Origin of the sequence: Pseudomonas sp. BR20, from assembly GCF_050780135.1 — a bacterium.
Classification (GTDB): Bacteria; Pseudomonadota; Gammaproteobacteria; order Pseudomonadales; family Pseudomonadaceae; genus Aquipseudomonas.
Genome location: NZ_CP172012.1, coordinates 4,532,093 through 4,557,349 on the forward strand (window position 1 = coordinate 4,532,093; position 25,257 = coordinate 4,557,349).

A 25,257-nucleotide genomic window follows, 5' to 3' on the forward strand; every position below is an offset into this window, starting at 1 on the left:
CGGATGATCTGGGTGCTTGTTGCAACTATTGCTCTATGTTGGGCAGGAGCGCTGGCCATGCTATTCGCATACTTCACCCACAACAAGACCAGCACATGGGACGAAAAACTCCAGACAATTGCTATCAGAATCCTGATGACTATTCCGGCCAATAACAAACTCCAAACAATCCTGGGGCCAGGCCTTAAACTGCGCAACCCCGCACTCGCGGAACACGATAAACTCGTATTCCAAGTATGGTTTGATCGCAGCAAACTGGTAGCACGCACTCCCGGTGCACCTGAAGTTGCTCTGCGGCCAGACTTCATTGAGGGCGTTGCTTCGACCGTTATTGAAGGGCAAAGGTGGCGGGTTTATTCCGTGTCAGACAGCACCGGCCATGTTGATGTACAGGTCGGCAATCTGCATAGCGTGGTAGATGCGGAGATGCGACACGATGCGCTGATCGGCTTGGTGCTTGCGACGCTACTGCTTTTACTGGTGGGGGGAGTGATGTGGTTCGTAGTTCGCAACACCCTAAAACCGGTGGTGGCCCTTGGTACTGCGATGCGCAATCGGCGCAGCTTTGATCTCGCCCCCCTACCTTCGGTACCGTTGCCACGAGAACTCCATCCGCTGGTTGAATCCTTCAACCACGCGCTCAAGCAACTCGACGAAGCTGTCGAGGGCGAGCGCCGCTTCATCGGCAATGCAGCCCACGAATTGCGTACGCCCCTATCGGCACTACAGGCACAGGCTCAGATAGCGTTACGTGCTCCTAGTGTCGAAGAGAAAGATGTGGCACTTACGAAGCTACTCACGGTTGCTCAGCGCAGCACTCGCCTGTCCGAACAACTGCTCGACCTGGCTCGCCTCAACTCGGGTGCCAATGCGCCGCTGCATTCACCTGCTGACTTGAGTAGTCTCGTGCTGCATGTTGTGCACGAGTTCGAGATCTACGCCTGTCAGCAACAGCGCTCGATATTTCTCGACATCCACCAATGTATGATTCATTGCGACATCGATGAAATCGGAATACTGCTTCGCAATTTGGTCGACAACGCATTACGCTATACCGCCAAGGGCGGGCGTGTATGCATAAGTTGCGGATACCAAGGAACAGCAACACTGGAACAAAACAACAACGTCTACCTTGAAGTGACCGACGACGGGCCGGGTGTTCCAGAGTCAGAGCGCGAAGCCATTTTCGAGCGATTTCACCGAGTGGCTGGAACACTCACACGGGGTAGTGGCATCGGGTTGTCACTGGTAGCCAGTATCGCTCAACTCCACTGCGCGACCATAGAAACTCACGCCGGGCTTGATGGTCGGGGGCTTGCGGTGCGCGTGGTGTTCCCAGGAGCCACCTCCGTCGATGGCTCCATAAATTAGGGACGCCGTCCTGAACTGAGCGACGTTGCGCCAGTGGTCCTGACCAAATGAAGCTACCCTCTCCACTCAGGGCTTGGTCCTGGGCAGCATGCGGACGAGGATGTCGTCCTTATCAAGAAAATGGTGCTTAAGCACAACCAGCAAATGCCCACCAACGAGCGCACCGCAAAACCATGCGATCCACGTATGCACCAACTTGGCCACATCGTAGAGATCAGGATTAGGGGCGACCAACGGCGGCAACACAAACAAGCCTGCGACGAGGATGGCTTTGTCCGCCACTGAACTCCAGTACCAGCCGGACACAGGCAGCGCCATCAAGGCCAGGGCGTAAAGAAGCACGTGCCCCAACGCCGCCCCGCGCTGCATCAGCGGGCTCATGCTGGCCGGCAAAGCGGGTGGGCGCTTTATCAAGCGCCAGAACACCCGCAGCACAATCAGAAAGAGCAAGGTACTGGCGGCAGCCTTATGCAGGAAAGTCAGCTCATGGTGAGGGTTGAGTTCCTCACGCCAATGGCTGGCGAGGATGCCCACACACCAGCTGCCGAGCCAGATCAAGGCCATCCCCCAATGCAGCCACTTGGCCGTGCCGGTATAGCCATCGGTTTTTGATACCGTCATCGTTTCATCCCTACTCTCTAAATGCCTGGTGCGATGCACGCAGTACGCGCGCGATGCGATCCTATAGAGCTTTTCAGCAGGGATAAACGCCAAGAAAATCGCCGCTGCGTAGAAAAAATCTCTACATATCGCTACAGAGGAATGGTCAGCTTGATCCAGTAAGCCTCTCCTTCCGGACGGTTGCGCACCTCGCTTTCCTTTTGCCATTTTGCGGTCACGAACCAGCCGGAATCGCTCGCGTACTTGATTGACGGGCCAATCGCAAACGCGCGCCCTCGGTTATCCTCGATGCGTTCGCCGTCTTGATGATCGTCGGTGGTCTGTCGATACATATACCCCCCGACGCCCACCACCCAACCATTACCCAAGCCCCAACCCAGTGAATAGTCAGCGTGCAGTTCCTGCCCTGAGCGATAGTCCGTGGCGCGATTGCGCAGATTGAAGTCGTACATCACTTTGATATCGGCATTCACCCCGGCGGGATCGACGTACGAGAAGGCAGCAATCGGCTCGAATGCCCAGTAATTGCGGCCAATATTTGCCAGGTCGCCGCGGTCATAACGACCGGTGGGGGCGAAGATATCCAGCGCGTAGATCGCATGGAATTTATCACTGTAGTGATAACCGAGCGCCGGGCCAAAGATGATATCGCCCATGCCCGTTTTCTTCTGGTGCTGACCGTTCACGTCCACCCGCAGGTCGACCAAGGGCACGTTGAGGTGAAACGCCAGGTCGCCGTCGAGTACCTTTTGTTCGGTCACCCAGATCAGCCTGGGAGCAATCACATCGGCGCTCAGGTGAAAATCATCAAGCGCCGACTTGCCCCGATTATCCAGGAGCCGATCAGCACGATAACTTTCTGCAAAAATCTGTGTGTAGAAACCAGGTGGCGGCATGGCCCCGGTCATGTAGTTTTCGGCGCCCATCGGATAAGACGATCCACCACCCTCGGTAGCCTGGGCAGCGGGCAGACCAAATGCCAGCGCGCAACCGACAGTCAACGCCGGCATTTTGGACAGGACAGTTACAGCGACAACGGTTTTTTTATTATTCATTGTGGCAACCATGTGTGCGTTGAGAATTCGCAGGCAGCACCGGGCGCGACACCCGGAGTGCCGTGATCTAATCGGACGGAGTAAACGCCGGCTCCATAGAGCCGGCCTCTATGCTGTGTGGTTAGAACGGATAAGGCTGGTCGGAAGGTTCGACCGTGACCCATTTCACTTCGGTGAATTCTTCAATGACTGCGCTACCGTCAAAACGGCCGTAGCCACTGTTCTTCATGCCGCCGTAAGGTGCCTGTGGTTCGTTTTGCACGGTGGCTCCGTTGATATGCACGCAACCGGCGTCCAGGCGGCTGGCCAGGTCGAGGGCGAGGCTGACGTTACGGCTGAAAATCGCCGAGGACAGGCCGAATGCCGTGTCATTGGCGACTTCCAACGCTTGCTCGGCCCCTTTCACACGCACGACCGTGGTCACGGGACCGAAGGTTTCCTCATCGTAGATCTGCATGGCCGACGTCACGCGATCGACCAACGTCGGTGCCATCTGCGCCTGCTCCGCCAGCCCACCGGCGACAATCGAGGCGCCTTTGCCAATGGCATCATCGAGCAGCTGATTAATGCGTTGGACCGAGCCTTGGGCGATCATCGGGCCTACGACACTGGCGGGGTTGGTCACCGGACTACCCTGCTCCAGGCCACGAATACGCGCTGCAAACTTGGCGACGAAGGTGTCAGCAACCGCCTCATCGACCACAAACCGTTCGGTCGACATGCAGATTTGTCCCTGGTACAGAAAAGCCCCGAACACCGCTGCATTGACCGCACCATCCAGATCCGCATCTTCCAGCACAATGAATGGCGCCTTGCCGCCGAGTTCCAGTAAGCAGCGTTTGAGGTGTTTAGCGCAGGTCTGGGCAATCATTCGGCCGACGTTGGTCGAGCCGGTGAAATTCACCCGCCGTACCGTATCGTGGGCAATCAACACTTCGGTGACGACGCCGGCATCTTCGGGGGCAGATATGATGAAGTTCACCACGCCCGCCGGAAACCCTGCGTCATAGAAGGCTTGGGCCAGCAGCTCATGGGTACGCGGGCTGTTCTCCGAACCTTTGAAGATCACCGTGTTGCCGCAGGCCAATGGGTAAGCAATGGAACGAGTGCCCAGGATCACCGGACCGTTCCACGGCGCGATGCTCAACACAGTGCCGGCGGGCTGGCGCAGGGTCACGGACAAAGTGCCCGGTTTATCGGTCGCCAATGTTTCGCCTTTGATTTGCGTCGTCAACGCAGCGGCTTCGCGCAACAGGTTGGCCGAAGCGCCCACGTTGAATTGTGACCACAATCGCGATGCACCGATTTCTTCGGCCATGACGGTGCAAAAAAGCTCCATCTTGCCTTCCAGCGCATCCGCAGCGGCCAACAGCAGCCGGCGACGCTCGGTTGGGCCGACCTTCGACCACGTCTTGAACGCTTGCTGGGAAGACGCCGCAACGCGCCGCGCATCGTCTATGCTGCAAGCGGCACCCGTCGTGACGACCTTGCCGCTGATCGGGTCGATACGCTGGTAGGTCTTACCGTTAGACGCCGCTTGCGCGACGTTGTCGATTACGAGTTGAACATTCATCAAGAGGTCCTTTGGGTGAGCCTTAGGAATTACGCCAGATCGGCCGTGGCCGGCATGCGCAGAATCGGTTTGATGGTGATGCCGCTTTCGCTGTCGGCCATGGCTTCGTTGACCTGGTCAAAGGTGTAAAACCGGCACAGTTTGTCGAAGGGGAAGCGGCCTTGCAGGTGCAGGTCGACCAGCGTGGGAATAAACGCGTTGGCGACCACGTCGCCCTGGACAATGCCCATGATTCGCTTGCCCGGGATCATCACGTCGTTGATGTTGAACGCCACTTCGGTGCCCATCTTTGTCGCCCCTACGATTCCGCAGGTGCCCAGCGTGGTGAGCGCGTCGATGGCCTGACGCAGCACTTCTGCACGACCGGAGCATTCGAGGCTGTAGTTCACCCCGCCGCCGGTGATTTCACGAATGCGCTGAACCGGGTCTTCTTCACGGCTGTTGATCACATGAGTCGCGCCCACTTCAAGGGCAAGGCTCAAGCGACTGGGGGTCACATCGACAGCAATAATCGTAGTAGCGCCTGCAACCTTGGCTGCCATTACCGCCGCGAGGCCTACCGCGCCTGCGCCAAACGCAGCAAAGCTGGCGCCCGCCTCGACTTTCAGGGCCTTGAGCACCGAACCCGCCCCCGTCTGAATGCCGCAGCCCAGCGGGCCCAGCAATTCCAACGGCGCCTTTTTCGACACTTTCACTACGCTGCGCTCGCTGGCGATCACATAGGTTGAGAACGACGACTGGCCAAAGAAGTGGTCATGTATCGGCGCAGCGTTGTCGCAGCTGCAGGTCGAGGTACTGCCATCCAGCCGCCCGCCGCCAAAGTTCAGCGGGTGCATGTGGGAACAATGCGCGGGGTGCCCGGTTTCGCAAGGCAGGCACAAGCCACATGACATGTAGGTCATGACCACATGATCACCCGGTGCGATGGTGGTAACCGCTGCCCCCACCGACTCAACAATACCGGAACCTTCGTGGCCCAGCACGATCGGCAACGGCGTCGGAAAAAGCTGATCACGCACGACCATGTCAGTGTGGCAAACCCCTGTCGCTACAATACGCACGCGCACTTCATCGGCGCGCGGTATCCCCAGCTCTGCACGTTCGAGCTGGAGTTTGCTTCCGGCTTCACGCAATACGGCAACTTTGATTTCAATGGGTGCTAGTGTGCTTTGGGACATCTACTTATCCTCTTTAATCGTTCAGGTTTGAATGCTTCGACTTAAGCGGTTTGCCGCGCACGCGGGCGGCTGCTTCGCTGTTGCGCTTCCAGGCTGGCTGCCGGACGCAGCTGAAAATCAAATGTCATTTGCGCAAAACGTCCTGTAAGACCATGGGCAGCGGCCAGCGCCTGGTCTTCGATGAACTGCACCTCGCCGATCAAACCATCACGCGTGGCGTAGGCAAAGTCATCCCAGAGGTACTTGTCGTTGGACAGGTTGATCTGGGTAGTGAGGTGCTCATAACCGTGGGCGGACAGGAAAAAGTGGATATGCGCAGGGCGCTGACCATGCCGTCCAAGGTAATTAAGACACTCCTGGGTCGGGCCTTCAGGATCGCAGCCGTAGCCCGAAGGTACGATGCTCCTGACCCGATAACGCCCGTCAGCGTCGGTCACAATGCGTCGGCGCAGGTTGAATTCTGACTGGCTTTTGTCGAAGTGCGAGTAGCTGCCTTTGCTGTCCGCTTGCCACAGGTCGACCAGGGCCCCCGCGATAGGCTGTCCTTGCAGATTCAGGATTTGCCCTTCAATAAAAAACGGCGTGGCGACGCGGTCTTCCGAGCCGTCGTCCATCCGCGCAAAACCCTCGCGAAGAGGCGCACCCGCTACATAGAGGGGCCCTTCTATCGTGCGCGGCGTGCCACCGGTGCGTCCGGCCTCGGCTTGCTTGGCATCGTTGAGCAGATCGAGAAAATGCTCCACGCCCAGGCCTGCCACAAGCAACCCCGCCTCGTTACTCTTGCCGAGTCGGTTGATGTACTCGACCCCCGCCCAGAACTCATCATCAGTGACCTCAAGCTCTTCAATGAGCCTAGCGGTCTCTTGCAGGATACGCAGCACAATGTGCTTGTTGCGTGGGTTGCCAGCAGCGTTTTTCAGCCCCGCTGCATCGCGGAAAAACTCAAGCATGTCGGGGGTATGGGAAATGCGGACAGTCATGGTCGTTTCACCTATTTATTATTGTGGTCAGGCGCACCAGCGGTTCGGTGCTGGCGCTGAATGCATGCACTTCAAACAGCCTCTGCCCAACCGAGCCGAGTGCGAGCCTGTAAAAGGTCCAACTGCATATCGTGATTCCATAACCAATCGAAACGACTGGCCAAGGTGGTCGACAACAGCGACTCCTGGCCCTCGACTTGAGGGTCTCGAAATTCGTAAAGTTCGCCGGCTTCCCAGGACGTACGTTGCACACGGCAGGCGCGCGGTCGACGAATCTCGTCATACACCTGCAAGACGTTTTGGGCGTTGCTCTCTAGTACTCGCGGGTCGCCCAACAGGCGCGCAAGCAGCCAGGCATCTTCGAGTCCTTGGCCAGCCCCGGCGCCTTGATGGGGCAGCATGGCGTGGGCAGCGTCACCGATCAGCCCGACACGGCCATGGGTGTAGCCTGCAAGCTCATCGAGTTCATGAAGCGCCCACAACGTCGGCGCAGGGATGCACTCAAGCAATACACGTACGGCATCGCCCCAGTGCGCGAAGGCCTCCAGCATGTGCGCCTGGCTGGTGCTTTTGACCCAGGGAGTGTCCTGCGGCCACACCGGGTTGGGCTCGGAGCGATCAGACACGAAGGCAACCACATTGATCAGCCGACCTTGCTTGACCGGGAACGTGAGGATATGGGCGTCGAGCCCCAGGTACATTTGCGGGACATTGATCAGGTGCTCATCGACGCCGGCCGCGCGATATGCCTGGCGCAGTTGCTCGCTGTCGATCATGCCGCGGTAGGCGCAGGTGCCGCTGAATCGAGGTGCGACCAAAGGCAGGCCCAGCCCCTGAAGCACATAGTCGCGCAGGGATGACTTGATACCGTCGGCAGCGATCAGCAGGTCACATTCGTAGTCAGTGCCATCGGTGAATTGAACGCTGACCCTGTCCCCTGTCTCACGCACGCTGACCGCGCGCTTATCGAAGCGGGCAATTCCGTCCGGTAATTGCTGGGCCAGCGCATCAAGAAAATCGGCGCGGTGCACGGAAGATTGACCCACGCCATCGGCGATGCTGGCACCGAGGTAGCCGGCATCCACACCGCGGCGCCATTCAAACCAAATGTCTTGCCAGGGTTGTGGCGTGCGGTCAGCAATGCGCTCATAGGGTGTGCCGATTCCCAGGCCTTCGATGGCACGCACTGCGTTTGCACCGAACGATACACCGGCGCCGACCTCACCGAAGGCCGGCGCGGCTTCAAATAACGTCACGTCCAAATGTGTGTGACGGCAGAGATCAAGTGCCAGGGCCACGCCAGCGATACCGCCGCCGACGATGCCCACTTGCAAGACAGAATGAGGGCTAGTCATGGGAAAACCTTATGTTTGTTTTTGGAATAGCCCGATCATGACTATTCATAAACCATTGATAAATGCCCTGCCCTCCATACAAACTATCACCAACGTGAATATAAAAATGACTTAATCCGCACGCCTGACCGAGAGCATCCAAGATGAATCTGCGCGAGCTGGACCTGAACCTGTTGGTGATCTTTAACCAATTGCTGGCAGACCGAAGTGTCTCAATGTCGGCGGATAGCCTTGGGCTGACTCAACCGGCCGTCAGCAATGCGTTGAAGCGTCTGCGCATCACATTCAATGATGAGTTGTTCGTAAGGACCCCCAAGGGCATGCAGCCAACCCCCTTTGCCGCGCAATTGGCTGAGCCGGTATCACAGGCGATCGGCTTGCTGCACGGTGCGATCAACCGCCACGATGAGTTCGATCCAGCGACCAGCCAAAAACGCTTCGTCGTGGCAATGACCGACATCGGGGAAATTTATTTTGTGCCGCGATTGATCGACGCGCTGCTCAAACTGGCCCCTGGCATTTCGGTGAGTACGCTGCGCAGTAATGCTCAACTATCCGAAAGCCTGGCCAGCGGAGAAGTGGATCTGGCGGTCGGACTGCTACCGGACCTGCAAGCAGGCTTCTACCAGCGGCGTCTGTTTCACCATCGCTATGTGTGCTTGTGCAGAAAAGACCATCCACTGACTCAACAACCAATGACCCGCGAACGTTTCTGTGAGTTCGGGCACGTCAGGATCGTGGCCGCCAGTACCGGCCATGGAGAAATCGACACACATATGCAGCGTGCTGGCCTGCAACGCGAGATTCGCCTGGAAGTACCGCACTTTGTCGCAGTTGGGCATATCCTGCAGAACACTGACTTGATCGCCACCGTTCCCGAGCGGTTCGCCAACAGCTGCGCGCAGCCGTTCGGCCTCACCAGCCTGCCGGTTCCGTTGCCCTTGCCCGAGATCGCCATCAATTTGTTCTGGCACGGCAAATACAACCGGGACCCTGCCAATAAATGGTTTCGACAACTGATGTTCGATCTGTTCAGCGATTAAATGCGCGCACCGCCTTTACTGCCAATGCGCACATAACTTGACCAATTCGTCGACCACATACCGAACCTTGGGGCGCAGGTGCGACACCTTGGGCCACACCGCATGCACATCAACCGCTTCAGGCTCATAGGCTTGCAGCACCTCGACCAGCCTGCCCGCCTCGATGTCATCCTGGAACAGGCTGCGCGGCATCTGGCACAGGCCGGCGCCAGCCACCGCGGCAAGAATCATGGCTTCACCATCGCCAATCTGATGAGTTGAAGGGGGGGCATAACGGACGGTCTGACCCGCCTGCATCACTCGCCAAGCCAGCGGCTGGCCGCGGCGATGGCCGACGATGCAACGATGCTGGGTCAGCTCTTCCAAGGTTTGCGGGGTGCCGAAGCGCGCAAGGTAGTCAGGGGAAGCGCAGACGGCCCAACGTTGGCGGGTCAATCGTCGCGCTACCAGGCCGCTGGTGTCCTGCAGTTCGCCGAACCGTACCAACAAATCGATACCCTCTTCGAACGGGTCCACCAGGTGATCGGAAAAGGTCAGGCTCAATTGCAGCGCCGGGTATTTGTTGGCGATCTCAAACAACAGTGGCGCGACGACCCGCCGTCCGAAGGCCACCGGAACATCAACCCGCAAACGTCCTGAAGGTTCACCACCACCTGGCCCCAGCCCGCTTTCTGCGGTGCCGATTTCCTCCAGCGCCGTGGAGCACGCTGCGAAGTAGGCCTCGCCATCGGCGGTGAGCGAGATCCGTCGCGTCGTGCGATGAAATAACTGCGCGCCCAAACGCTCTTCCAAGCGCGCGATGGCCTTGCCCACGGCAGATTTCGACAGCCCCAAGCGCTCGGCTGCCTGGGTAAAGCTGGACGAGCGCGCCGCCACGACGAAGGTGATAACGCCCTGAAAAGAATCGATAGGTACCATGCTGCGCCCACCATTGTAGAGTTTTGATCTACCCACATTATAGTTGCAAGCCGTTTATCGCCACAGTATTCAACAGTACGATGGATTCCAGTAAGACAACGGTGCACTTCGCGCACCCCTCCCAGATCAATGTCCTAGAAGGAATACATCATGCCCGTCGTACGTGTGAGCTGGTTCGAAGGTAAAGAACACGCGCAGAAAGCTGCTGTTGCAGCCGATATCACCGAAAGCATCGTTAAACACACCGGTACCGATGCCAGTTACATTTACGTGATTTTCGAAGACGTAGCCGCATCGGATTGGGCAGGCGCCGGCAAGCTGTTCGGGGAAGCCCCCGAAAAATCCTGACGCCCCGACCTGCACCGCATGCATCGGCTAATCCAGTGATGCTGCCTTGCAGGTTTTTGTCATCCATCTGCCGGAGACCACCACCATGCATCCCCATATTTCCTGCCTGTTCTCACTTGCGGTAAAACCCGCAGAGTTCGCTGAATTCAAAGCACTGATCGCCACAATCGTTGCTGCCACCAAGGCTGAGCCGGGCACACTGGTTTACGAATACAGCGTCAACGAAGACAACAGCACCGTGCACATCCTTGAGCGTTATAACGTCGATGCCGTGGTAAGGCACGTCGACACCACGTTTGCGCCTTTCGGCCAGCGTTTCCTGGAGCTGTGCACCATCACTAGCCTGGTGGTCTACGGCACCCCCGACGCTGAAATCCGCAAGCGCCTGGACCCGTTCGGCGCCGTCTACATGACGCCATTCGACGGCTTCAGCCGCTGAGTTGAAACAGGGCGCAGGCTCAAGAGTGACAACCGTGTCCTGCGCATCACCATCCCGCACAGAGATCACCATGTCCGTTATCGCCGAAGTTATTAAGTCCCGCATTTCCGCCAACAGCTACGACACTGAACGTTCATTGACGGACGCCCAGGTCGCCGAGCTGGTCAACCTCGCCACCCACGCCCCTTCCGCTTTCAACCTGCAAAACTGGAAGTTCCTGGCCGTGCGCAGCACCGAAGCCAAAGCACGCCTGTTGCCATTGGCATTCGGCCAGCAAAAGGTCATGGATGCCGCCGTGACGTTTATTGTCTGCGGCACCCTGAACCCGCATGTCACCCTGCCTGCCGCATTGAAGCCGACCCTGGATGCCGGAATCATTGACCAGTCGATCTACGACATGTGGGTGGGTGCGGCTCAAGGCATGTACCAGGAAAACCCTCAGTTGCAGCGCGACGAAGCTATTCGCTCTGGCTCGCTCGCCGCGATGACCCTGATGTTGGCCGCCAAGGGCCAAGGTCTGGTATCGACCCCAATGATCGGGTTCGATCAGGCCGCAGTGGCCAAGGAATTCGGTCTGTCAGAGGAAGAAGTACCTGTGATGTTGATCACCGTTGGCTACCCGGGCTCGGCCAACTGGCCACAAAAGCCGCGTAAAGCCGTGAACGACGTATTGCAGTTCGTTTAAGCCCTCGCTGCTGTGCGTGCCTGGTTCACGCCAGGCATGCCATGGCATGGGTAAATCGACTCTCAATCATGACCTGCCACAGGCTGTGAAACACAAATGTCATGACTCAAACACCTGCTTCGTTACGCGCCATTTTAATCGCTGCCTGCCTGGGCTTTCTCGTCGTGCAACTCGACGTCAGCGTAGTGAACGTCGGGCTGGGTGCTCTAAAAGCCGCCTTTAACGCCGACATCACCGGCCTGCAGTGGGTCATCAACAGTTACGCCTTGCCCTTCTCTGCCTTGCTGATCCTGGGGGGAGCCTGGGGTGACAAATGGGGGGCAAAATCTGTATTCGCAGCGGGTTTTGCGATATTTACCCTAGCCTCCATCGGCTGCGGCTTGGCCAACAGCATGAGTGTCCTGATCACGATGCGTGTGACTCAGGGAATCGGAGCCGCGTTGCTGATCCCCACTTCATTGACGCTGATCCGTGTGTCATTTCAAGACCCGGACCGACGTCGATCCGCCGTCGCGCTCTGGGGGGCTTGCGGCGGAATTGCTCTGGCCGCCGGGCCGGTAATCGGTGGTTTGATGATCGAGTACTTTGGATGGAGAAGTGTCTTTCTGCTGAATATTCCAATCGGTCTGCTGGCGATCACCCTGATCCTGCGATACGCACCCGCGTCCCCTCGGGTCGATAAACACATCGATATTCCGGGGCAAATCAGTATTGCTTTGTGCCTCGCATCCTTAACCTATGGCTTGACCGAGTCGAGTGCGCAAGGCTGGAGCGCTGAGACACTGACGGCCATGGCTGTTGCGCTGGCCTGTGCGGCAGCGTTCGTTGGAATCGAACGTCGCGTCAAGGATCCCATGCTGCCGACACGCCTTGCCCGCAATAAAGTACTCGGCAGCATGGCGCTGGCCGGCGCTGCGATCAATTTGACGTTTTACGGCGCAGTGTTCGTATTCAGTATCTACTTTCAAACCTTCCTGCATTACGACGCGTTCAAAACCGGGGTGTCATTCATCCCCTTGACGGCGGTGCTGACCCTTTCAACCCTGCTCTCCTCACGCTTCGCCAAACGCTTCAGCGCCACACGCATCATCACCACAGGCTTTAGCGTTCAGATCGTAGGGTTTCTCGTACTGTCGCAAATCACGGCGCAAGCCTCCCCGTGGCTGCTCAATGGCGCACTGATGCTGGTCGGCATTGGCAGCGCAATGTCGGTGCCGTCCATTACCAATTCGATGTTGTCGTCTGTGTCCCAGCACGATGCAGGGATCGCCTCGGGGTTGATGGCGTCTGCCAGGCAGTTGGGCGGCGTGTTAGGCGTTGCCGTCTCGGGAATATTGATTGCGCATGATGACGTGGCGTCGTTCTCGCAAGGGATGGCGAACGCAATGCTGTTGTCTGCGTTCGCCTTGCTGGTATGTATCGGGGTGAACCTGTACGTGTCCCGCCAGCCCTGAAGGCCGGTTAGACGATATCGTCTACCACGCCGCCGTCGACTCTTAACGACGCGCCGGTGGTGGCGGATGCCTGCGTGGAGCAGACATAAACAATCATGTTGGCCACTTCCTCCACGCTGGCGGCCCGCTGAATGATCGAGCTTGGACGATGCTGCATGACAAACTCGGCAACCACCGACTCAAGGGATTTGCCGGTGCGTTCGACTTCGCCCTTCATCATGTCCGCGACGCCATCAGACAGCGTAGGCCCTGGCAGCACGCTGTTGACGGTCACACCACTGCCGGCGACCCGTTTGGCCAAACCACGGGCCAGTGCCAATTGGGCGGTCTTGGAAACGCCGTAGTGAATCATGTCCGCGGGAATGTTTCGCGCAGACTCGGAAGCAACGAACACCACCCGACCCCACCCGCGATCAACCATGGCTGGCAGCAGCGCGCGGCTCAAGCGGACGCCTGACATCACGTTGGTGTGCCAGTAGTTGTCCCACACGTCATCACCGGTTTCAAAGAAATCCTGCGGTTCGTAAATGCCGGCGTTGTTCACCAAAATGTCGATATCACTGATACCGTCCAACAAGGTTGCAACACCTGGCGCGGTGCTCAGGTCGGCGGCCACCCCCCTGACACTGGCACCGGGCACTTCTGCCAGCAGACGGGCTACCGCTGCGTTCACGGAGCCTTCACTGCGGCCATTGACGACGACGGCGGCGCCTGCCTCGGCAAGCCCCTTGGCCACCGCAAAACCAATGCCGCCGGTCGAGGCGGTAACCAGTGCGCGTTTCGTCTTCAGTTGGATATTCATCATTTCTCCATCAAGAATGTACGGGCGTGTATGCCCGCCATCAGTTCCTACCGTTACGTAGAAAACAAAGCGGCCACTGTATGGCTTAGCCGCTCCTGGATAAATGTCAATTCAGGTTGGTGATCTACAACAGTCTGTTTCAAAAGAGCTCAGGTTCAACGAAGTCTGCACCGAAATTCTGGATGGCGAAGTCGAGAAAAGTGCGCAGCTTGGGGGTGAGCCGGCGGTCGGGTGCGTACAGCACGTGCAAGGGGCGACTGGGTGGCGGGTAATCCGGCAGCAGCGTGACGAGTTCCCCAGCGAGCAGTGATTTGCGCACCAGCTCCACCGGTTGGAGCAGTATCCCCAGCCCGGCCAGGGCGGCACACAGCAGCGGTTCGCCATGATCGGCCATGAATCGACTGCCGACGGGAACAACGACGGTTCCTTCAGGCCCATCGAACGTCCAGTGCGTGCGTAGCTCGGTGTGGGAAAACCCCAAGCACTCATGGTTCTGCAGGTCCCACGGCGTCTCGATCGGGGGCTTGCCTTCGAGGTAAGACGGCGCAGCGCACAACACTAGCTTGTAGGGCGCCAACGCCTTGGCAACCAGGCCACTGTCGGCCAGTACACCGACCCTGAACACCACGTCAAAGCCCTCATCGATCAGATCAACCGCACTGTTGGCCAGGCTCAGCTCGACGCTCACCTGCGGGTTGGCCTCCATAAATGCAGGTAGGCAGGGCGCGAGGGACTGCATACCAAAACTGACGGGCGCATTGATGCGCAGCCGCCCGCTTGGGGCCGCCTGGGTATGAGCTGCGAGGTTTTCGGCGGTTTCAACTTCGGCCAGGATAAATTTGGAACGTTCGTAAAACTCGCGGCCGAAGTCAGTGAGGCTTTGTCTACGGGTGGTGCGGTTGAGCAAACGTACGCCCAGGTGCTGCTCCAAATGATGCACATGCTTGCCGATCAATTGCGCCGACATCTGCAACGCGTCGCCAGCGGCACTGAAGGAGCCCATTTCCACCGCTTTGACAAACGCCGCCATGCTGCTCAGACGATCCATTACCAATGATCCGTTTCGAATGTTCAGGCATTTTGAGTATTTATCCTGGAACTGTCCAAGGTCTATCTTCGCTTGGCAGCGAGTTGACGGTAACGAGTGCGGGCCAACTGATAGCCGGCGCTGGAAATCGTCGCTCGACCGTTATTTGAATCGACACAGGATTGGACCGTGAAGTACCCCCTGATCAATCAATCGCTCCCGGCCATGCTCGGCGAAGACTTTTACTTTCCCCACGAAATCATTGGCCAGGCCTTCCGCGCCTCGGACTTTCCCGACCTTAAAGTCAGCAGCTTCAGCACCAGTGACCGCGTCAATCTGGCGTATTGGGAAGCAGGTGAAGGGCAGCCGTTGATTTTTATCCCGGGTTGGTCGGCCAACGGTGCGATGTATTTCCACCTCATGCACATCCTCAGCAATCACTATCACGTCTACGTGCTGGATGTTCGCAACCAGGGCTTCTCCGAAAAAACCGCGTCGGGCAATCGCATTTCCCGTTATGCCATGGACGTTAAAGAGTTTGCCGAGCATCTGGGTGTGCCTGAGGCGCACTATTGCGGTTGGTCGATGGGGGCGTCGGTGATGTGGGCATACATCGATCTGTTCGGAACCCAAGGTATTCGCACCTTGAGCATCATCGACCAGGCACCTTCAGTCTATTGTCACGCCGATTGGACAGAACAACAGCGACTGGATGCCGGGGCTTTCACCACCTCACCGGAGCGCATGATCGACTCCTACGTGAACATGACACCGACCAACCAATTGGTTTCACGAACTCGCGTACTTGAGCGCGCAATGGCACTCGACTCACCCTATTTTCACAATGCAATCAGTCTGGTCCAAGCGGCCATAAAAGACGATATGGCATTTACCGGATTGGTGCTTTTCGATCATGTCACTAACGACTGGCGGGACGTCATCCAAACCAAGATCGACGTGCCCACCGCGATTTTTACTGGGGAATACAGTGACTGGCTGGATAGTCAGAAGTGGATGAACTCAGTGATCCGCGACTCGGTACTGTATGTGTACGACAAGACCGAACAAGGCGACCACTTTCTGGCATTCAAGAATCCGCAGAAATTCGCCGCTGACCTGCACAGCTTCTTACAGCGCTCCTGATACGTGCCGATTCAACCCTTTAGCGCTCCCACTCGGGATGGGCGAAACGTTCAGTCAGAAAGCTGATCAGTGCCCGAACCTTGCTCGCCAGATGCTTGCGCGTGGGATAAACCACGTAAATGCCCAACTCGATGGAGCGGTATTCAGGCAGGATTTCCACCAGCGTTCCGGTGCGTAAATCCTCACCGACCATAAAGCTTGGCTGCAGGGCAATGCCCCCACCCGCAAGGGCGATACTGCGGCACGTATCGCCATTGTTGCAGCGCACGCTCGAACGGGTGCGCACGCTGACACGACCATCGGGCCCGTCGAATAGCCATTCATTGCCCGTCGCAAAGTTGGTATAGGCGATGACGCCATGTTCAGCCAAGTCCGTCAGTGTGCGCAGCGGGGGATGACTCGCCAGATAATCGGGGGAAGCACACAGGCACATACGCGTGCCTGCCAGCCGGCGTCCCACCAGGGATGAGTTCTCCATGCGCGCAATGCGTATCGCTGCGTCGAAGCCCTCATCCACCAGGTCTACCAAACGGTCATTAAGGCTGATATCCAACTCGACATTTGGGTGGGCGCTCATGAACGCCCCCCACAGCGGCGCAAGGTGCAAAACGCCGAAACTGACCGGCGCATTCACCCGCAACACACCGCTGGGTTCCGGTGCTGCAGACGATACAGCCTCCTCTGCCTGATCCATCAGGGCCAGCACCTCCCGTGCCTGATGGTAGAACTGCCGACCCTCCTCGGTCAGCGAGAGCTTGCGCGTAGTGCGATGCAGCAGCCGAGCACCCAAACGTTCCTCAAGGGCACTCACATACCGCGAGATAGCCGCCTTGGACATTTCGAGGGCGTCGGCCGCGCCTACAAAAGTACCTTTATCAACCACCATGCAGAACACCTGCATCTCTAACGCCCTGTCCATAACTGTCTCACTTAGTGGAACTATCTATCGCATTTGGCCTTATTTATCCCAATCTCACAACCTATAAACTAACCCCATCGAAACACACACCAACGCGAAAGAGGTCGATATGAAAATTACAGTAGTGGGTACCGGCAACATGGGTTCAGCGTTCGCCAAGCAGTTGTCTGGCGCCGGTCACGTTGTCCGTATTACGGGCCGTGATATCCAGAAGGCAGAAGCGCTGGCAGCTCAGCTCGATCAGGTAACCGCCTTTAGCGCAGACCAGGCATTGGGCGACAGCGATGTAGTGGTACTTGCCACTGCCTACGCAGATGCCGCCACGGCGCTGCAAAGCCTGGGCGATCTGACCGGCAAGGTCGTCATCGATATCACCAACCCGCTCAGCGCCGATTACATGTCGCTGACCATCGGCCACACCACCAGCGCCAGCGAAGAAATCGCCAAGGCAGTCCCACAAGCCCAGGTCGTCAAAGCTTTCAACACCCTGTTTGCTCAAGTGCTGGGCGATGGACCGACGTTCGCCGATGACCAGCGTGGCAGCGTATTTGTGGCCAGTGACAGTGAACGCGCCAAGCAGACAGCAACGGCCCTGGCTCGCAGCCTGGGTTGGAACACCGTCGATACCGGCGGGCTGATCAACGCTCGCTACCTGGAGCCGCTGGCAGGCCTGAACATCTACCTCGGGTACGGCGCCGGCCTGGGCACTTCCATCGCGCCTGTCTGGCTTAACAAGTAACTCCTTCGGAGCATTCCACCATGAACACCCCGTTCCCCCTGCTGTTTGTGTCTCATGGTGCTCCAATGTTCGCCATCGAGCCTGGCCTGGCGGGTCCCCGCCTAGCTCAGGTCGGTCGCGAGCTGCCGCGACCTGACGCCATCGTCGTCCTCTCTCCGCATTGGATGACGCGCGGCGAAGTCGTTGTCACGGCGAGCACCGCGCCTGCAACCATCCATGATTTTGGCGGGTTTCCCGACGCACTGTATCAACTGAGCTACCCGGCACCGGGCGCTCCCGCTCTGGCTGGGCACATCGTAGACCTGTTGCAGGCAGCCGGCTGGCAGTCGCGACTGGATGGTCAACGCGGCCTGGACCATGGCGCGTGGGTACCGCTGTTGTACCTGGCACCCGAGGCAGATATTCCGGTGGTCCAGGTCTCCATGCCGGCCAGTCTTGACACTCATCAGGCCTGGAAGCTGGGCGACGCGCTCAAGCCACTGCGGGATATGAATGTACTGATCGTCGCGTCAGGCAGCCTGACCCACAACTTGTACGAGTTCCGCGGCGCCACCCGCGAGAGCGCTGCCTACGTCGATGCGTTTGCCGCGTGGACAGCTCAAACCCTGCAAGACGGTAACACCGGGCAATTGCTGGACTTCAAGCAGTATGCGCCGTCGGCTGAGCGGGCTCACCCCACCGATGAACACTTTCTGCCCTTGCTGATCGCCCTGGGCGCAGCCGGGGAAGGCTACGAGACACAGGTATTGGAGGGAGGCGTGACCTACGGCGTGCTGGCCATGGACAGCTACTTGTTCTCCTCGGCCCCGTCTACTGGCTACGAACCTATTCAACTGACTCAAGGCATTATTGACCATGCGTGACACTACATTTTCCGACGCAGCCCGCGAACCACAGACAGGTCTGTTTTTCCGCAAAGGCTGCAGTACTTTCACCCCGAAAGGCCGCTTGATCCTCCTGCACGGCGTGGGCTCGAACGAAGCCAACCTTGCAGCCCTGGCTGAATCGCTTCCTGAAGATTTGGAAGTCATTCTGTTGCGCGCGCCCTTGCAGGTTGGCCCGCAAGGCTTTGCCTGGTACCAGGTGAACTTCACCAGCAACGGCCCGTCCTTCAACCAGGAACAGGCAGAAGCAAGCCGCCTGCTGTTGCAGCGCTTTATCGAAGCACTGCCCGCCCTGCCGACGGTAATCGCAGGCTTCAGCCAGGGCGGCATCATGAGTGCGAGCCTGGGCGTCACTGAACCTGAGCTGGTGGCAGGCTTTGCCATATTGAGCGGCCGCATGCTGCGCGAGATTGCCCCGCGGATCGCCTCAGCCGAGCGCCTCAAGGCGGTCACGGCGTTCATCGCCCACGGGCACCAGGACGCCGTCCTGCCGGTGGACTGGGCGAACGAGGCAGATGCCTGGCTGGATCGCATCGGCGTCAAGCACGAAACCCATTTCTACAACATGGCCCACGAGATTATCGGTGAAGAACTGGCCGACTTTTCTCAATGGCTTAGCCACACGCTGTCCCTTCCCAACTAAATAAAAGGAGCTACACCATGATTGATTCTCGCACTGCACCCTACGCCGCATTCGTGATGCGCCTGGCACTCGGCATCATGTTCATCGCCCACGGCTTGACCAAAGTGCTGGTGTTTACCCCGGCCGGCACCGCAGGCTTTTTCGAGTCCATCGGTTTTCCAGGCTTCCTGGCCTATCCGGTCATGGCGTTCGAAGTGATCGGCGGCTTGATGCTGGTATTAGGTGTGTATGCACGCTGGGTAGCGGCACTGGCAGTGGTCCAGTTGTTCGTCGCCGCGACCGTGCACTTCGGCAACGGCTGGAGCTTCACCAACGCCAATGGCGGCTGGGAATATCCGATCTACCTGAGTGTGACGGCACTGGTCGTTGCATTGCTGGGTGAAGGCGCCTTTGCGGCCAAGCCATCCAATAATGCGTGATTGAGCCATACGCAACCGCTGCCGGCGCCCTGGCCACCCAGCGCGCCGGCAGTTGCGTTTGGCGCGCTACAGCGGTTCACGTCAGGCGTGAGGCCATGAAGCTGACAAACGCCTTGATCTTGGGCAGCGGCTGTCGGCTGGACGGCCACAGAATGCTGAACGTACGGTGATCACTGATGTACCGGTCCAATACCGGCACCAAGCGCCCTGCCGCGATGGCATCCTCGATAAAAAAGTCGGGCAGGCAGGCGATGCCCCGCCCCGCCTCAGCCATTGCCAGCAAGGCTTCAATCGCGTTCGACGTCGCCGACTGCCCCAGTTCCAGCGCGTCTTGCCCTTTCTTCGTCACCAGCGGCCAGGGATCAAGCTTACCGCTGGTGGGATAGCGGTATCGCAGGCAAGCATGGTTCGAGAGGTCCGCCGGCCGCGCAGGGACACCCCAACGTGAAAGATAGTCTGGCGATGCAACCAACCGGTGGCTGTAGCCGTTGAGCTTACGCATCATCAGTCGGGAGTCGTCGACTTCGCCGATGCGCATTACCGCATCGAAGCCCTCTTCAATCACATTGACCAGGCGATCACTGAACTCCAGTTCCAATTCCACTTCTGGATACGCCTGCTGAAACGCAATCAAATGAGGCATCAACCGCATGCCCAGCTGTGGCAAGCCGACGCGTAGTTTGCCCTGGGGGTTACCGGCAGCTTGAGTGAGCTCACGTTTGGCGACTTCATATTCCGCAAAAATCCGCTGACAACGCTCCAGAAAAAGGCTGCCTTCCGCCGTCAAGGTAATCGCGCGGGTAGACCGATGAAACAGCCGCACGCCCAACTCTTCCTCCAGCCGCGCAACTGCCTTTCCAACAGCCGAGGAAGACACCCCGGTTCTACGCCCGGCCTCAGTGAAGCTGCGGGTATGTGCTGCCTGAACAAATGCGCTTAGCGCGCCGAAATGATCCATGAACAGCCTCATTTATTTGAGCGTTATTTTCACAAATGATCGGAATTTCATCCTGTTTTTCTTTCCAATCATAGCGCCTATAGTCCCCTCCATCGTGACTTTATGGAGCGCGTCTCGCCTTCAACGTCACCGCCATCCGCTACTACGAGCGTACCCCGATGACCTCTCAACCTTGCGCACGCGCAATCGCCCCGGAGCTTCAGCAGCACCCTGGTTATGCCCGCGTATTTAAACAAGGGCATTTGACCTTCGGTTTTATTGCCCCGCTGGAAAGCTACCCGAACAGTCCAGGCCCTACCCTGCAGGATCACGCGCAGATGGCTCAACATGTAGACGAAGCCGGATTCTCCGCGATCTGGCTGCGCGATGTGCCGTTTTATGACCCCAACTTCGGGGATGTCGGCCAGATCCTCGATCCACTGGTCTATGCAGGCTACCTGGCTGCCGTGACCAAGCACATTGCGATTGGCACGGCGGGTATCGTCGTGCCGTTGCGCGATCCACTGATTGTCGCCAAGCAGGCCGCGAGCGTGGACCAACTGCTGGGCGGGCGATTCATCCTGGGGCTGGCCACTGGCGACCGGCCGATCGAATACCCGGCGTTCGGCCTGGATTTTGCCAACCGCGCCGAACGCTTTCGCGACGCACTGGGCATCATCCGCGCGACTACGCAAAGCCATTGGGCCAAGCATACATCGCGTTTCTATGGCCAGTTGAACGGTGAAATTGACCTGGTCCCCAAACCCGTCGGGGCGCGTTTGCCGACCCTTATCGTCGGCCACGCAGGCCAATCGCAGGAATGGATCGGCGAGCACAGTGACGGGATTCTTTCCTACACCTCCAACCCCGAGTTGATTCCCCAGGTGATCGAACGCTGGCGTGCGGTCTGTGGCAACGACGTGCACAAACCCTACGGCTACGGCACGTTGTTTGATCTGGATCGCGACCCGGACCATCCCGTGCAGGCAGGCCGCGTACTGCGCGCCGGGCGCAATGCACTGATTGAGCACTGGAAACGCCAACAGGATCAGGGGGTGGGTCATGTTGCCCTGCACTTCAAGCCGCAACGCCGCCCTGCCGCTGAAGTCATTGATGAGCTAGCTGAATACCTGCTGCCGCATTTTCCCAGCATCACCCTCCCCGTCGCCCCTCAACCTTTGCAGGCCGCCCAATGAATCGCGCCCTTCACCATATGGATTTCATCTTCCAGACCGCCATGGGCACCTACCCCCTGGCCGCGCAATGCGAAATGCTCGCCGAGCATGGCTATCAAGGCTTGACGATGTCTGCATGGAGCCAAGACCTGAAGTCGATTCCTCAAGTCAAACCGACCTGGGGCCTGGACGTGGGCGCGGTTTATTTGATCTACCGCAAGGGCCTCGAAGCGTTCGTGACCCAGGTATTCGAGAGTATTGAAGGTTGCACCACAATTGAGCTGGCGTTGCATTCAGGCGATCAGGTCACCAATTTTGACCGTCGCATGCTTGAGCGCCTGTTGCCCATCTGTGAGCGCAGAGGCCTGCATATCAACCTTTATCCGCACGCGCGCTATGGCATGCAAACCACCACCGAAGCCATCACACTGTGCCGGGAGTTTAACCATCCTCGGCTTAATATTGTGTTCAACGGGTATCACTGGTACGCCACTGAAGAAGGCGCTCTGGAAGAACGCCTTGATGCAATGTGGCCTTGGCTCCAGCACGTGAACATTGCCGGCACACGTCGCTCTCAATTGGGTTGGGGCGGCCTGGCGACCATCGAACCGCTTGATGAAGGCGAGATGGATAATTTCGTCCTGCTGGGCGCCCTTGAACGCCGCGGTTTTACCGGACGTGTTGGCGTGCTGGGATGGCAAAGCATGGGTGGCGACGTTTACGGCAACCTACGCCGTTCAGCCACAGCGTTTCGCTCCATGGAGCAACGCCTGGCCGCACACCCGGAGTGGGCCCTACTGACCGAAACGCCACGCTAGGCGAGGAGACACACCGTGGCCCATCGCGTCCATGCACTCGATTCATTTTTTTACTCCTCAATGGGTGTTTACGCCTTCCAGTCGCAGTGCGAAATGCTCGCCGAACTGGGTTTTGACGGCATCACTGTTTCTGCCTGGGGCGGCACGCCGCTGACCGACCTGCGCCTGCTGCCGCGCGTTGGAGAGCAGCACGGCCTGCGCGTCGAAGGCCTGTATTTGGTGCTGCACGAAGGGCGCAATGATCACCTCATACGGCGAATCATCGAAAGCGTCGAAGGGGTGGAACTCATCGAACTGGCAGTCCAGACCTCGGTCAACGGCAGCTCGGCCATCATGCGCTTCATCGAGTCGGTGCTGCCCATTGCAGAACGACGCGGCTTGAGAATTGCGCTGTATCCCCATCTTCACCACGTCACCCAGACCACGGCTCAGGTGGTGCAGATCTGCGAATACTTCGCTCACCCGCGCCTGGGTACATCGTTCAACGGCTATCACTGGTACGCCAGTCAGGAAGGCGAACTTCAGCAGCGCCTTGAAGCCATGCAACCCTGGTTGATGCAAGTCGTGCTCTCAGGCAGCACGCTCAGCGAACTGGGCTGGGGCGGCGCGGCCACGATGGAACCGGTTGATCGTGGAGAGTTGGACAACTTTGCCGTGATCGCAGCGCTGAACAGTGTCGGCTACACCGGCAGCATTGGCGTGCTCGGTTGGGACTATGGCGGCGATATTTACCTGAAGCTGCAACGCTGCCTGACAACCCTGCGCGATATTGATCGTCGCCTGGGACGTCATCCGCACTGGTCTGACTTTACATCGCTGTAACGCCCTCTCCACCTGACATGAAAAAGGAGCCTGCAATGACAGCCCTCTCTGTGCTTGACCTGATGATGATTGGCGAAGGTAAAACCTTCACTGACACACTGAATGACGCGGTCGCTTTGGCGCGGGATGTGGAAGCCCACGGTTACAAACGTTACTGGGTCGCCGAGCATCATGACCTGCCAGGCATCGCTTCCTCGGCAACCACACTGCTGGTCCAGCATCTGGCAGCGGCCACCAACACACTGCGCGTGGGCTCCGGCGGCATCATGCTGCCCAACCACTCCCCATTGATGGTGGCCGAGCAGTTCGGCACATTGGCCACCCTGTTCCCTGGCCGCATCGACCTGGGTATCGGTCGAGCACCAGGTTCAGCGGGGGCGGCCATCCGCGCCCTGCGCGGTGACGCTTCAGAGCGTGACTTCACGCAGGACATTCAACACTTGCAGGATTACCTGGCGGACAACGAGCATCAGCCGGTGCGGGCGATTCCCGGCCCCCTCGACGTGCCACTCTGGCTCCTGGGCTCAAGCATGAACAGCGCGGACCTTGCCGCCAGGCTCGGGCTGCCCTATGCCTTCGCCTCACATTTCGCACCGCGCTTTTTGATGGATGCAATTACGCACTACCGTACTTCGTTTCGCCCATCTGAGGCGCTCAAGCAGCCCTACGTGATCGCGGGGGTCAATGTCTTTGCTGCCTCGTCACGGGCGGAAGCCGATTATATCGCCAGCTCTCACCGCCAGTGGGTGTGCAACCTGTACGCCGGCAAAGCAGGCTCGCTACCGCGCCCCTCGGAGGGTTTTATGGACAGGCTTACAAACATTGATCGGCACACGCTCAACCAGGCGATGCTGTGCACGGCGACAGGTGACCAGGACGACGTCGGCAGTTGGCTACGCCAGTTCATTGCAACGACCCAAGTGGATGAACTGATCATTGATGCACGCATTTATGACGCCAAGGCGCGTTGCCGATCCTACCAACTCATCGCCGAATCTCTGGCCGACATGCTGGGTTGATCCAACCTGCATCGATGGGACAGTCCATGTGTGAACAACAGCAGAAACGCCCCCTGCCTCACGTCGATGCCGCCGTACGCGCGATTGCCCATCCGCTGCGGCGGGAAATCCTGAAGTGGCTAAAGGCCCCACAGTTGTATTTCCCCCTGCAAGAGTGGGACGTTGAACGCGGAATCAGTGTCGGCCAGATCACCCAGCGGTGCGGCCTGTCCCAATCGACCGTGTCCCAACATTTGGCGGTCCTCAAACAGGCGGGCTTAGTTGATGCCTGCCGGACGGGGCCCTTTCACTTTTATCGGCGCAACGAAGCAGCAATCGAAGCGCTGGCGAAATCGCTACAAGATCAACTCCAGAATCAGCCAGGTCGCCCCCGCTAGACACCTGCTCCGAAGCCATTACAGCCGGGGCCTCGCGGGCATTAGAAACATAATGCGATCAGTCCCCAAACAAAACACCCATGTTTGTTTGCAAGGCGGGCCAATATACTCCCATCCAGTATATTCACATACTCCCCCTCAGTACCGGCGTACACTGGCCACCACGCCTATACTGGAGTCGTTCAATGCCACATTCGCCCGCTGAAAAAAAACGTGTATTAGGCAGAGTCAATCGGGTCCGGGGCCAACTGGATGCCCTGCAAGCTGCACTTGAACAAGGTGCTGAATGCGGCCCGGTTCTGCAACAGATTGCAGCGCTGCGTGGCGCGGTAAACGGTTTGATGGCTGGCGTTCTAGAAAGCCATCTCAGGGAAGAGTTTTCACAGCTGACCGACACGTCGCAGGCACAGCGTGCCTCGATCGATGAAGTGGTTTCACTGGTGCGCACTTACCTCAAGTAAGCCCCGAACCCTTCAGGCCCTACGCTGCACCAGCCATACGAGCCTTACCACT

General features: G+C 58.4%; 28 protein-coding genes. 17 read left to right on the forward strand and 11 right to left on the reverse strand.

The genetic code is table 11. The annotated features are described in order from the left end of the window. Positions 1 to 57: 57 nt before the first annotated feature. Positions 58 to 1,371 carry a sensor histidine kinase gene (locus ACHPFG_RS20625; RefSeq protein ID WP_211145504.1) on the forward strand — a complete coding sequence of 438 codons (1,314 nt, stop codon included), beginning with the start codon at positions 58 to 60 and terminating at the stop codon, positions 1,369 to 1,371. 66 nt (positions 1,372 to 1,437) lie between these two features. Here the strand turns inward: ACHPFG_RS20625 and ACHPFG_RS20630 are convergent, their stop codons facing one another. From ACHPFG_RS20630 to salA, 6 genes are all read right to left on the reverse strand, one after another. After that, positions 1,438 to 1,992 (reverse strand): cytochrome b, encoded by a 555-nt coding sequence (locus ACHPFG_RS20630; protein WP_093432506.1) that lies wholly within the window; start codon positions 1,990 to 1,992, stop codon positions 1,438 to 1,440. A gap of 131 nt (positions 1,993 to 2,123) precedes the next feature. Beyond that, positions 2,124 to 3,002 carry a SphA family protein gene (locus ACHPFG_RS20635; RefSeq protein WP_371928452.1) on the reverse strand — a complete coding sequence of 293 codons (879 nt, stop codon included), beginning with the start codon at positions 3,000 to 3,002 and terminating at the stop codon, positions 2,124 to 2,126. A gap of 166 nt (positions 3,003 to 3,168) precedes the next feature. Then, a complete protein-coding gene (locus tag ACHPFG_RS20640; RefSeq protein WP_093432501.1) occupies positions 3,169 to 4,620 on the reverse strand; it encodes an aldehyde dehydrogenase in 1,452 nt (483 codons plus the stop codon). 29 nt (positions 4,621 to 4,649) lie between these two features. Continuing rightward, on the reverse strand, positions 4,650 to 5,798 hold the full coding sequence (locus ACHPFG_RS20645) for an NAD(P)-dependent alcohol dehydrogenase (RefSeq protein WP_093432499.1): 1,149 nt from the start codon (positions 5,796 to 5,798) through the stop codon (positions 4,650 to 4,652). A gap of 41 nt (positions 5,799 to 5,839) precedes the next feature. Continuing rightward, complete coding sequence (catA, locus tag ACHPFG_RS20650; RefSeq protein ID WP_093432497.1) at positions 5,840 to 6,778, reverse strand: catechol 1,2-dioxygenase; 939 nt, start codon at positions 6,776 to 6,778, stop codon at positions 5,840 to 5,842. Positions 6,779 to 6,849: 71 nt separating this feature from the next. Next, complete coding sequence (salA, locus tag ACHPFG_RS20655) at positions 6,850 to 8,133, reverse strand: salicylate 1-monooxygenase (protein ID WP_103408679.1); 1,284 nt, start codon at positions 8,131 to 8,133, stop codon at positions 6,850 to 6,852. 143 nt (positions 8,134 to 8,276) lie between these two features. On the opposite strand from salA, the gene ACHPFG_RS20660 reads away from it, so the two are divergent. Continuing rightward, positions 8,277 to 9,176, forward strand: coding sequence for a LysR family transcriptional regulator (locus tag ACHPFG_RS20660; protein ID WP_093432492.1), 900 nt, complete (start codon positions 8,277 to 8,279; stop codon positions 9,174 to 9,176). Between the two features lie 15 nt (positions 9,177 to 9,191). On the opposite strand, the gene ACHPFG_RS20665 is transcribed toward ACHPFG_RS20660, so the two are convergent. Then, positions 9,192 to 10,094, reverse strand: a complete 903-nt coding sequence (locus tag ACHPFG_RS20665; protein ID WP_093432490.1) for a LysR family transcriptional regulator — start codon at positions 10,092 to 10,094, stop codon at positions 9,192 to 9,194. Between the two features lie 150 nt (positions 10,095 to 10,244). Between ACHPFG_RS20665 and ACHPFG_RS20670 the strand changes: the two genes are divergently transcribed. The 4 genes from ACHPFG_RS20670 (at position 10,245) to ACHPFG_RS20685 (ending at position 13,020) form a co-directional block, all read left to right on the forward strand. Then, entirely contained in the window at positions 10,245 to 10,442 is a 198-nt protein-coding gene (locus ACHPFG_RS20670; protein ID WP_034103477.1) for a tautomerase family protein, read from the forward strand. Between the two features lie 85 nt (positions 10,443 to 10,527). Beyond that, positions 10,528 to 10,881 (forward strand): putative quinol monooxygenase, encoded by a 354-nt coding sequence (locus ACHPFG_RS20675; RefSeq protein WP_103408724.1) that lies wholly within the window; start codon positions 10,528 to 10,530, stop codon positions 10,879 to 10,881. A 70-nt stretch (positions 10,882 to 10,951) separates the two neighbouring features. Next, the gene (locus ACHPFG_RS20680) at positions 10,952 to 11,566 is read left to right on the forward strand and encodes a nitroreductase family protein (protein ID WP_093432486.1); all 615 of its coding nucleotides are present in this window, start codon (positions 10,952 to 10,954) and stop codon (positions 11,564 to 11,566) included. Positions 11,567 to 11,667: 101 nt separating this feature from the next. Beyond that, on the forward strand, positions 11,668 to 13,020 hold the full coding sequence (locus ACHPFG_RS20685; protein ID WP_103408678.1) for an MFS transporter: 1,353 nt from the start codon (positions 11,668 to 11,670) through the stop codon (positions 13,018 to 13,020). Positions 13,021 to 13,027: 7 nt separating this feature from the next. On the opposite strand, the gene ACHPFG_RS20690 is transcribed toward ACHPFG_RS20685, so the two are convergent. Further along, positions 13,028 to 13,822, reverse strand: coding sequence for an SDR family NAD(P)-dependent oxidoreductase (locus ACHPFG_RS20690; RefSeq protein ID WP_103408677.1), 795 nt, complete (start codon positions 13,820 to 13,822; stop codon positions 13,028 to 13,030). 139 nt (positions 13,823 to 13,961) lie between these two features. Then, complete coding sequence (locus tag ACHPFG_RS20695) at positions 13,962 to 14,870, reverse strand: LysR family transcriptional regulator (protein WP_103408676.1); 909 nt, start codon at positions 14,868 to 14,870, stop codon at positions 13,962 to 13,964. 168 nt (positions 14,871 to 15,038) lie between these two features. Between ACHPFG_RS20695 and ACHPFG_RS20700 the strand changes: the two genes are divergently transcribed. Further along, positions 15,039 to 15,992 (forward strand): alpha/beta fold hydrolase, encoded by a 954-nt coding sequence (locus ACHPFG_RS20700; protein ID WP_103408675.1) that lies wholly within the window; start codon positions 15,039 to 15,041, stop codon positions 15,990 to 15,992. Positions 15,993 to 16,011: 19 nt separating this feature from the next. On the opposite strand, the gene ACHPFG_RS20705 is transcribed toward ACHPFG_RS20700, so the two are convergent. Beyond that, on the reverse strand, positions 16,012 to 16,911 hold the full coding sequence (locus ACHPFG_RS20705; protein WP_093432472.1) for a LysR family transcriptional regulator: 900 nt from the start codon (positions 16,909 to 16,911) through the stop codon (positions 16,012 to 16,014). Between the two features lie 109 nt (positions 16,912 to 17,020). Here ACHPFG_RS20705 and ACHPFG_RS20710 point away from each other — a divergent pair, with 109 nt between their 5' ends. Genes ACHPFG_RS20710 through ACHPFG_RS20725 form a run of 4 tightly spaced genes read left to right on the forward strand, consistent with a single transcriptional unit; the run spans position 17,021 to position 19,596 of the window. Next, positions 17,021 to 17,650: an NADPH-dependent F420 reductase gene (locus ACHPFG_RS20710; protein WP_103408674.1), complete on the forward strand. Its 630-nt coding sequence runs from the start codon at positions 17,021 to 17,023 to the stop codon at positions 17,648 to 17,650. A 20-nt stretch (positions 17,651 to 17,670) separates the two neighbouring features. Continuing rightward, a complete protein-coding gene (locus tag ACHPFG_RS20715; RefSeq protein ID WP_103408673.1) occupies positions 17,671 to 18,513 on the forward strand; it encodes a DODA-type extradiol aromatic ring-opening family dioxygenase in 843 nt (280 codons plus the stop codon). Next, a complete protein-coding gene (locus ACHPFG_RS20720) occupies positions 18,506 to 19,177 on the forward strand; it encodes an alpha/beta hydrolase (protein WP_103408672.1) in 672 nt (223 codons plus the stop codon). Before ACHPFG_RS20715 ends, ACHPFG_RS20720 begins: the two co-directional genes overlap by 8 nt. 17 nt (positions 19,178 to 19,194) lie before the next feature. After that, positions 19,195 to 19,596, forward strand: coding sequence for a DoxX family protein (locus ACHPFG_RS20725; protein ID WP_060765970.1), 402 nt, complete (start codon positions 19,195 to 19,197; stop codon positions 19,594 to 19,596). A 76-nt stretch (positions 19,597 to 19,672) separates the two neighbouring features. Here ACHPFG_RS20725 and ACHPFG_RS20730 read toward each other — a convergent pair whose 3' ends face one another. Continuing rightward, complete coding sequence (locus ACHPFG_RS20730; RefSeq protein WP_093432462.1) at positions 19,673 to 20,554, reverse strand: LysR family transcriptional regulator; 882 nt, start codon at positions 20,552 to 20,554, stop codon at positions 19,673 to 19,675. A 158-nt stretch (positions 20,555 to 20,712) separates the two neighbouring features. On the opposite strand from ACHPFG_RS20730, the gene ACHPFG_RS20735 reads away from it, so the two are divergent. The 6 genes from ACHPFG_RS20735 to frmR all read left to right on the forward strand — a co-directional run bounded on the left by ACHPFG_RS20735 (position 20,713) and on the right by frmR (position 25,205). Then, a complete protein-coding gene (locus ACHPFG_RS20735) occupies positions 20,713 to 21,729 on the forward strand; it encodes an LLM class oxidoreductase (RefSeq protein ID WP_103408671.1) in 1,017 nt (338 codons plus the stop codon). Beyond that, positions 21,726 to 22,526 carry a TIM barrel protein gene (locus tag ACHPFG_RS20740; RefSeq protein ID WP_093432455.1) on the forward strand — a complete coding sequence of 267 codons (801 nt, stop codon included), beginning with the start codon at positions 21,726 to 21,728 and terminating at the stop codon, positions 22,524 to 22,526. Before ACHPFG_RS20735 ends, ACHPFG_RS20740 begins: the two co-directional genes overlap by 4 nt. Positions 22,527 to 22,541: 15 nt before the next feature. Then, positions 22,542 to 23,348 carry a sugar phosphate isomerase/epimerase family protein gene (locus tag ACHPFG_RS20745; protein WP_103408670.1) on the forward strand — a complete coding sequence of 269 codons (807 nt, stop codon included), beginning with the start codon at positions 22,542 to 22,544 and terminating at the stop codon, positions 23,346 to 23,348. Between the two features lie 35 nt (positions 23,349 to 23,383). Further along, on the forward strand, positions 23,384 to 24,367 hold the full coding sequence (locus tag ACHPFG_RS20750; protein WP_103408669.1) for an LLM class flavin-dependent oxidoreductase: 984 nt from the start codon (positions 23,384 to 23,386) through the stop codon (positions 24,365 to 24,367). Between the two features lie 26 nt (positions 24,368 to 24,393). Beyond that, entirely contained in the window at positions 24,394 to 24,744 is a 351-nt protein-coding gene (locus tag ACHPFG_RS20755) for an ArsR/SmtB family transcription factor (RefSeq protein ID WP_093432446.1), read from the forward strand. 185 nt (positions 24,745 to 24,929) lie between these two features. Next, positions 24,930 to 25,205: a formaldehyde-responsive transcriptional repressor FrmR gene (gene frmR, locus ACHPFG_RS20760; RefSeq protein ID WP_103408668.1), complete on the forward strand. Its 276-nt coding sequence runs from the start codon at positions 24,930 to 24,932 to the stop codon at positions 25,203 to 25,205. Positions 25,206 to 25,257 lie beyond the last annotated feature (52 nt).

What these genes read in the sequence shown, in the direction of transcription:
- ACHPFG_RS20625 (WP_211145504.1), top strand. Translation starts at nt 58, where the DNA reads ATGCTATTCGCATACTTCACCCACAACAAGACCAGCACATGGGACGAA.
- ACHPFG_RS20630 (WP_093432506.1), bottom strand. Translation starts at nt 1,992, where the DNA reads ATGACGGTATCAAAAACCGATGGCTATACCGGCACGGCCAAGTGGCTG.
- ACHPFG_RS20635 (WP_371928452.1), bottom strand. Translation starts at nt 3,002, where the DNA reads ATGCCGGCGTTGACTGTCGGTTGCGCGCTGGCATTTGGTCTGCCCGCT.
- ACHPFG_RS20640 (WP_093432501.1), bottom strand. Translation starts at nt 4,620, where the DNA reads ATGAATGTTCAACTCGTAATCGACAACGTCGCGCAAGCGGCGTCTAAC.
- ACHPFG_RS20645 (WP_093432499.1), bottom strand. Translation starts at nt 5,798, where the DNA reads ATGTCCCAAAGCACACTAGCACCCATTGAAATCAAAGTTGCCGTATTG.
- catA (WP_093432497.1), bottom strand. Translation starts at nt 6,778, where the DNA reads ATGACTGTCCGCATTTCCCATACCCCCGACATGCTTGAGTTTTTCCGC.
- salA (WP_103408679.1), bottom strand. Translation starts at nt 8,133, where the DNA reads ATGACTAGCCCTCATTCTGTCTTGCAAGTGGGCATCGTCGGCGGCGGT.
- ACHPFG_RS20660 (WP_093432492.1), top strand. Translation starts at nt 8,277, where the DNA reads ATGAATCTGCGCGAGCTGGACCTGAACCTGTTGGTGATCTTTAACCAA.
- ACHPFG_RS20665 (WP_093432490.1), bottom strand. Translation starts at nt 10,094, where the DNA reads ATGGTACCTATCGATTCTTTTCAGGGCGTTATCACCTTCGTCGTGGCG.
- ACHPFG_RS20670 (WP_034103477.1), top strand. Translation starts at nt 10,245, where the DNA reads ATGCCCGTCGTACGTGTGAGCTGGTTCGAAGGTAAAGAACACGCGCAG.
- ACHPFG_RS20675 (WP_103408724.1), top strand. Translation starts at nt 10,528, where the DNA reads ATGCATCCCCATATTTCCTGCCTGTTCTCACTTGCGGTAAAACCCGCA.
- ACHPFG_RS20680 (WP_093432486.1), top strand. Translation starts at nt 10,952, where the DNA reads ATGTCCGTTATCGCCGAAGTTATTAAGTCCCGCATTTCCGCCAACAGC.
- ACHPFG_RS20685 (WP_103408678.1), top strand. Translation starts at nt 11,668, where the DNA reads ATGACTCAAACACCTGCTTCGTTACGCGCCATTTTAATCGCTGCCTGC.
- ACHPFG_RS20690 (WP_103408677.1), bottom strand. Translation starts at nt 13,822, where the DNA reads ATGAATATCCAACTGAAGACGAAACGCGCACTGGTTACCGCCTCGACC.
- ACHPFG_RS20695 (WP_103408676.1), bottom strand. Translation starts at nt 14,870, where the DNA reads ATGGATCGTCTGAGCAGCATGGCGGCGTTTGTCAAAGCGGTGGAAATG.
- ACHPFG_RS20705 (WP_093432472.1), bottom strand. Translation starts at nt 16,911, where the DNA reads ATGGACAGGGCGTTAGAGATGCAGGTGTTCTGCATGGTGGTTGATAAA.
- ACHPFG_RS20710 (WP_103408674.1), top strand. Translation starts at nt 17,021, where the DNA reads ATGAAAATTACAGTAGTGGGTACCGGCAACATGGGTTCAGCGTTCGCC.
- ACHPFG_RS20715 (WP_103408673.1), top strand. Translation starts at nt 17,671, where the DNA reads ATGAACACCCCGTTCCCCCTGCTGTTTGTGTCTCATGGTGCTCCAATG.
- ACHPFG_RS20720 (WP_103408672.1), top strand. Translation starts at nt 18,506, where the DNA reads ATGCGTGACACTACATTTTCCGACGCAGCCCGCGAACCACAGACAGGT.
- ACHPFG_RS20725 (WP_060765970.1), top strand. Translation starts at nt 19,195, where the DNA reads ATGATTGATTCTCGCACTGCACCCTACGCCGCATTCGTGATGCGCCTG.
- ACHPFG_RS20730 (WP_093432462.1), bottom strand. Translation starts at nt 20,554, where the DNA reads ATGGATCATTTCGGCGCGCTAAGCGCATTTGTTCAGGCAGCACATACC.
- ACHPFG_RS20735 (WP_103408671.1), top strand. Translation starts at nt 20,713, where the DNA reads ATGACCTCTCAACCTTGCGCACGCGCAATCGCCCCGGAGCTTCAGCAG.
- ACHPFG_RS20740 (WP_093432455.1), top strand. Translation starts at nt 21,726, where the DNA reads ATGAATCGCGCCCTTCACCATATGGATTTCATCTTCCAGACCGCCATG.
- ACHPFG_RS20750 (WP_103408669.1), top strand. Translation starts at nt 23,384, where the DNA reads ATGACAGCCCTCTCTGTGCTTGACCTGATGATGATTGGCGAAGGTAAA.
- ACHPFG_RS20755 (WP_093432446.1), top strand. Translation starts at nt 24,394, where the DNA reads ATGTGTGAACAACAGCAGAAACGCCCCCTGCCTCACGTCGATGCCGCC.
- frmR (WP_103408668.1), top strand. Translation starts at nt 24,930, where the DNA reads ATGCCACATTCGCCCGCTGAAAAAAAACGTGTATTAGGCAGAGTCAAT.